Origin of the sequence: Acidithrix ferrooxidans, from assembly GCF_000949295.1 — a bacterium.
Lineage (GTDB): Bacteria > Actinomycetota > Acidimicrobiia > Acidimicrobiales > Acidimicrobiaceae > Acidithrix > Acidithrix ferrooxidans.
Window position 1 is genome coordinate 1 of sequence record NZ_JXYS01000138.1, and the last position, 5,322, is coordinate 5,322.

The 5,322-nt window shown below is 50.3% G+C and carries 5 protein-coding genes and 1 pseudogene; 3 read left to right on the forward strand and 3 right to left on the reverse strand.

Features of this window, described 5'->3' with window-relative positions:
• On the reverse strand, nt 1–473 hold a 473-nt coding region (locus AXFE_RS17305; protein ID WP_160291931.1), incomplete at its 3' end, for a HipA N-terminal domain-containing protein.
• Nucleotides 466–741 (reverse strand): helix-turn-helix domain-containing protein, encoded by a 276-nt coding sequence (locus AXFE_RS17310; protein ID WP_082058881.1) that lies wholly within the window; start codon nt 739–741, stop codon nt 466–468. The genes AXFE_RS17305 and AXFE_RS17310, both read right to left, overlap by 8 nt.
• Nucleotides 742–1,356: 615 nt before the next feature.
• Between AXFE_RS17310 and AXFE_RS17315 the strand changes: the two genes are divergently transcribed.
• Both AXFE_RS17315 and AXFE_RS17320 read left to right on the forward strand, forming a co-directional pair.
• Entirely contained in the window at nt 1,357–2,175 is an 819-nt protein-coding gene (locus tag AXFE_RS17315; RefSeq protein WP_052607156.1) for a type IV toxin-antitoxin system AbiEi family antitoxin domain-containing protein, read from the forward strand.
• A gap of 113 nt (nt 2,176–2,288) precedes the next feature.
• Complete coding sequence (locus AXFE_RS17320; RefSeq protein WP_152626205.1) at nt 2,289–3,077, forward strand: nucleotidyl transferase AbiEii/AbiGii toxin family protein; 789 nt, start codon at nt 2,289–2,291, stop codon at nt 3,075–3,077.
• A 764-nt stretch (nt 3,078–3,841) separates the two neighbouring features.
• Here the strand turns inward: AXFE_RS17320 and AXFE_RS17325 are convergent.
• Nucleotides 3,842–4,132 carry a type II toxin-antitoxin system Phd/YefM family antitoxin gene (locus AXFE_RS17325; RefSeq protein WP_052607158.1) on the reverse strand — a complete coding sequence of 97 codons (291 nt, stop codon included), beginning with the start codon at nt 4,130–4,132 and terminating at the stop codon, nt 3,842–3,844.
• Between the two features lie 272 nt (nt 4,133–4,404).
• Here AXFE_RS17325 and AXFE_RS19660 point away from each other — a divergent pair.
• Nucleotides 4,405–5,322: pseudogene (locus AXFE_RS19660) on the forward strand (IS1595-like element ISAxf1 family transposase); the annotation flags it as partial.

A 5,322-nucleotide genomic window follows, 5' to 3' on the forward strand; every position in this document is an offset into this window, starting at 1 on the left:
TGTGCGCCAGCCAGACTGAAGTGACCTTGGAAATATCGACCCAGCCATGAGGTAGTATCCGCCTTCAACTCTGAAAGTTGCCTTGCTAATTCGTCCTCATTCAACCAGGTCACGTGTCCGTTACGTTCTCGAACTTCATCAAGAGCCTCGGGAGTAGCGAAGCGAAATGCTCCAGCCACGTCATGGCCGATTGGCGTTGAGAGCAGCGAAAAGGCCGACGAGGCACCTACTTGATAGTATCGAGCCCATCGTGCAATAACAGCTTCATTATCGGGTAGAAGTCCACTTAACCAAGGAGATATCACGCTATCAGGATGCGACTGTACTTGTAAGGGCATAGATGCCGACAAAGGAGTAGAATTTTTCTTTCGGCGGTATTCATCATCGTAGTCAAAGCGGAGTCGCCCGTTATTCAGACGAGTGACTAGACCAGCGACTTCATTGTCGTAAACTACGCAGAGAGCATCACTCATGGTAGCGATGCTCTTCGAGAAGTGAGTCAAGACTAACAGTTGGTGTGAACGTCTCTTCAATGTCCTGACTTATCATTATTGTCAAGCCGAGGTATTCCAAGACTCCTAAGACGAGTGCAAACTCTGCTCTTGGTTTGCCTCCCTCGAACTCGTAGATCCACTTACGGGAAACACCGACCATCTCGGCAAGTTCAGCCTGACTAAGACCAAGATCTTTTCGACGACCACGCACTGCCGCTGCAACGTCGCGGATAGATCGAACTCGCATAAATATTCCTTTTGACACCGATCAGTTTCAAGTATAGCATGCAACCGATCGGTATCTTAAGCTTTATGTGATCGTTCGGTTTCACCAAAAAAGGCTAATTCTTGGCGATCCATCGCTAATATTAGGATTCAGACCGAAATTTAAACTAGAAGATTTTTCAGGGGTGGATCAAACGCATCCGCCAGAGTGCGTCATTCAAGTGCGTACCGAAAGTAACAGTTTGCTCGAAGCAGACGAGTGATCGTAAAAGCTGCAAGATGCATTGGAGTAACGCAAATCCACATAGACCGAAACTTGAAATGAGAACTCTCGTCCAATAAAATGAAAAAGCACAGTCGACCGCCGTAAAGCCTTGAAAAGGTCCTCGGCCGCTCACTAGCGGACTCCAACTAATCGTACGAGCACCCCAACGAATGACTTATCCATTCATCTCACCTTCTGGGTGCACCAGGCGAAGAAAGCTAACGCACAATCGGAGAATTTAACCTCTTAAGGATTTCTAAGTTCAAGAGCAGAGGAACATGAGTTGGGAATTACCGACCTATAGTCGAATGTGTTCGAGACGATTGTATGTTTTTCAGTGTCCAGGGGTTGAGTAGGATCTCTCATAATACTGTGAAACCCCTCGTTTATAGGGTATTGCGTAGTAGTCATACGAAATTAGTACTGTATTACCCCCCGTTAACGGGGTATACTGCAGTAGTGAATCGTACCACCACCGTAGATCGCATTGCAGAATTCGCCGAAGACCAGTGGGGCCTAGTGACCCGTCGTCAACTCGAAAACGCTGAGATTCCAGCAACAACCCTCGACCGCATTACCGCTCCAGATTCACTACTAGAGCGAGTCGCCTACGGTATCTACCGTCTCGTGGGTTCGCCCACTCCTGATCACATGGAACTGCGGGCCGCATGGCTTCAGCTGGTTCCCGCTGTACCCGCATGGGAGCGCACTCCCACAGAGGGCGTGGTGTCGCATCGGTCGGCGGCGGCGCTCTATGGTATAGGCCACCTCCCCGCGGACCGGCACGAGTTCACGCTTTCTCAGCGCAAGCAGAGCCGGCGGCGAGATGTTCGTCTTCATCGACGCCCCCTCGCAGAGGGAGAGTGGATTCAGTTTCACGGACTGCCGACGACCCGTCCAGCGCGAATTGCCTCTGATCTGCTGTACGAACACGAGGATCCTGGGGCTGTCGCTCAGATTATCGTTGACGCCATCCGCCAGGGCTTCGACTCCCCCGAAGCCTTCGCTGTGAGCCTCGCCCCCCACGCAGGTCGATTCAGACTACGCCATAACGATGGTCTCTCTCTTCTTCGCTGGCTGCTCGACCTCGTCGGTGACATGGAGGCGGAAAAATGGATGCAAGAGGCGCGCAACGCACGGTACGATCCGACTAGCGCTCAATCAGTGTCACGACACGGGCTTACAGCGTGAGTGAACGAAAGCGAACCTACTCTAGTCCGGGGGCCTTCCGTCGGGCGCTCACCGACAAACTCAAGACGGTCGCGGAATCCAGTCGGTGGACTCTCCCGCAGCTCCAGCGGCAGATGACGTACGACCGCTTTTTGGAGCGGCTATACCTTATCGACGAGGGGTGGGTCGTTAAAGGCGCAACGGCGCTCCTTGCCCGCGAGATTGGCGTTCGAGCCACAATCGATATCGACGTCTATCGAGCGGTGGAACATGAGGTGGCCGAAGTCGACATCGCACGAGCGGCAGCTCTCGATATCGGTGACTACTTCAGGTTCGATATAGGTCCGACGCGCGCGCACTCAGACGGAGCAGCCGGCTCCCGCTTTCCAGTAACCGCATACGTCGGAGCGACAAGGTGGGCTCAGTTTCACGTCGACCTTGTTGGATCGAATCTCCGCATGACCGGAGAACCTGATGAAATGCCGGCACTATTCCGTGTCATGATGCCCGACATTACCCAGCATGGTTATAGGGTTTACCCGCTCGTAGACCATGTAGCCGACAAAGTGGCGGCAATCATCGAGCGGCATGGGGACCGTCCGTCTACCCGTTTTAAGGACCTTGTCGACCTCGTCGCCATTATAACGGAGGCGTCGGTAGACGCCGGTCTTCAAAGGGCGGCAATGCATTCAGAAGTGGAGCGGCGTGGAGTCGTTCCGCCTGACCGCTTCGACGTACCCGACCGTGCACTTTGGGAGATGGGATATAAGAGGGAGGCACAACGGTCATTGCTGCCTTTGGCCTCGACGCTCGACGAAGCACTGGGCGTAGTCACGCCATTCATCAACGCAGTTTTCGACGGAACGGCAATCGGTCATTGGGACCCGACGACGCTGCAGTGGAGGGCCGAGACAACTTTCTAACCCTCGGGCGATATACGAGCACGGACACAATCAGCGCTACGCAAAGATGCAAGGGCCGGGTTCGATCGCTATCCAGCCTCGCGAACCGGTACCCTACAGTGTGAGTGGGTCAGAATTGGAGTTCATATTCGAAGTGGCTCTGAGTGTGGCTAACTAGTCCGGATACTCCGGGTGCGCCAGGCGATCTTCAACGAGGATAGCATCCGAATCAAGTTGCGAGAGGTAGTTGCTAACGCAGTTAGTTATCACTTCGATTAGAGCGACCGACCTCACGTGATTCGTCTCCAATTTGCGTGCGACGAGCCTTTTGAAGTTTGAGGCTGCCGCACGATTTAACGCCCCTAATGTAACCGGCTTGCAACGATTCGTCTTTCGTGCTTTATATCCGTGTAGACGAGTCGATTCTTATCGGTGTTCCGACATACCAATTGCCGCAGAATCCGCACTTGGATCGGTTGGGTTTACAGATCGGGAACCTGCAAGTAAAGTTATCACTTTCGCGAAACCCAAGCTACATCCATTTGCTTACCTTTTGAATCGCCTTCTGCTAACTTATTCTTAGGAATGATTGATGTGCCTGACCCTGGATTAAGAGGTCCCTGCGCCTACCTGAGCTGCTAAAGTCCTTGTACAGTATTAGCTATCTCCCATCTGCAGCCATGTACCATTATTGAATCTATATGCGGTAAGGCACTACTTTTTCCGGTACTGTTTGACGGAGCGAAATCGAAGCAGAGTGTGGGATACGCAAACTATAACTATCATCATTTCGCGACGACACGTCGTCCAGACCTAATCATCGCTTGTCTGAGCTCTTCGGCGCCCAATGTATCACCTTCTTGATGACCTTCCAATCCCCTCTTGTGGGCTTCAAGAAGCAAAGTGTCTGACAGAACCGCAATTGTTTCAAAAATTGCGTCATAGTCATCAGCGCCAAAAAGAACCGCGGCACGATATCCGTTCCTGGTAATTTCAAATCGCCCGTGCGTCGAACTTACCTCTTCAATCATTTTCGACAATTGTGTGCGCGCATAAACAATTTGGACTGTCCTCATTTACACCAAATAAAGCGTTAATCGATCCGTGCAGCCAACGAGAGTATGAAATATTGGAAGAGTTCACGCTCAACTCCTTGTGACGAAAGCGGCAGTTAAGGAGTCACCCTTAAGAGCAAAGTTGACGTTATCCAGAGTTTAATAGGCACCTCACATTGCCACCTCGTATGGGCAATGTTAAACATACTTATCAAGTTTCGTAAGTTTCGCCTCCACCGAGACCAGATTGGAGCTAATCTTTAGTAGAACAGATGTTCGATAAAGGAGGCATGGTGGATATCTCAGGCTTTATGGTACGCTTCGCTTCAGAGGAAGCATGTGAAGATCATTTGATCAAATTGCGGTGGAAAGAGGGATTTAGATGCCCAAAGTGTGACTCTGACCAGTTTACCTTAATCAGGCCAAACCATCGAAGAAATGCAGCATCTCGAGCTCCACTTTTTCAATGTAAATCTTGTCACCGTCAAACTAGCGTTACCTCCGGAACCATCTTCCATCGAAGCCATATCTCTTTATCCCAGTGGTTCTCCGCTATCTATCTATTGTCCAACGACAAGCGTGGTCTTTCGGCTACTACCATTGCTAAATTCGTTCAAGTATCTTATTCGACTGGCTGGTTGATGCTAAATAAGCTACGAAAAGCAATGGCTGACCGAAATGGTTTATATAAACTTGGAGGAAACGTCCAGGTAGATGAGTTCATTTTTAGGTGGTGAGAGCCATGGCGAAGGCTAAAGAGGAAAGGGAACAAAACAAACCAATGTCCTAATTGGAGTGTCGATTAGCAATGGTGCTCCTACTCATTGCTTCATGGAAGTAATCAAAGATACCACTGCTAAATCATTCAAAGATGTTTTTGTGAGACGTTTAGATTCCGATACCAAGCTGATAAGTGATGGTAACCCAAGTTACGGGGTATGTGCTCGAGACCTTGGACTAGCGCATTCGATCACTCTATCCAAAGACGAACAAGCACATGTAACATTCAAATGGCTCAACATCCTGATAGGGAACTGCAAGAAATTTATCGACGGAACATACCACGGACGTGAGGAACATAAGCAACTTTACCTCGAGGAATTCGCATACCGATTCAACCGAAGGCACTTTGAAATGTCCTTGGTAGAGCGACTTCTCAATACATGTGTGTTTGCGTCTCCACATCCGCTACTCCGCGAATCTGATTCCAA

Bases quoted from the DNA above. Each gene is read 5' to 3' on its own strand.
- AXFE_RS17325 (WP_052607158.1), bottom strand. From the start codon at position 4,132: ATGAGGACAGTCCAAATTGTTTATGCGCGCACACAATTGTCGAAAATG.
- AXFE_RS17310 (WP_082058881.1), bottom strand. From the start codon at position 741: ATGCGAGTTCGATCTATCCGCGACGTTGCAGCGGCAGTGCGTGGTCGT.
- AXFE_RS17320 (WP_152626205.1), top strand. From the start codon at position 2,289: ATGACGTACGACCGCTTTTTGGAGCGGCTATACCTTATCGACGAGGGG.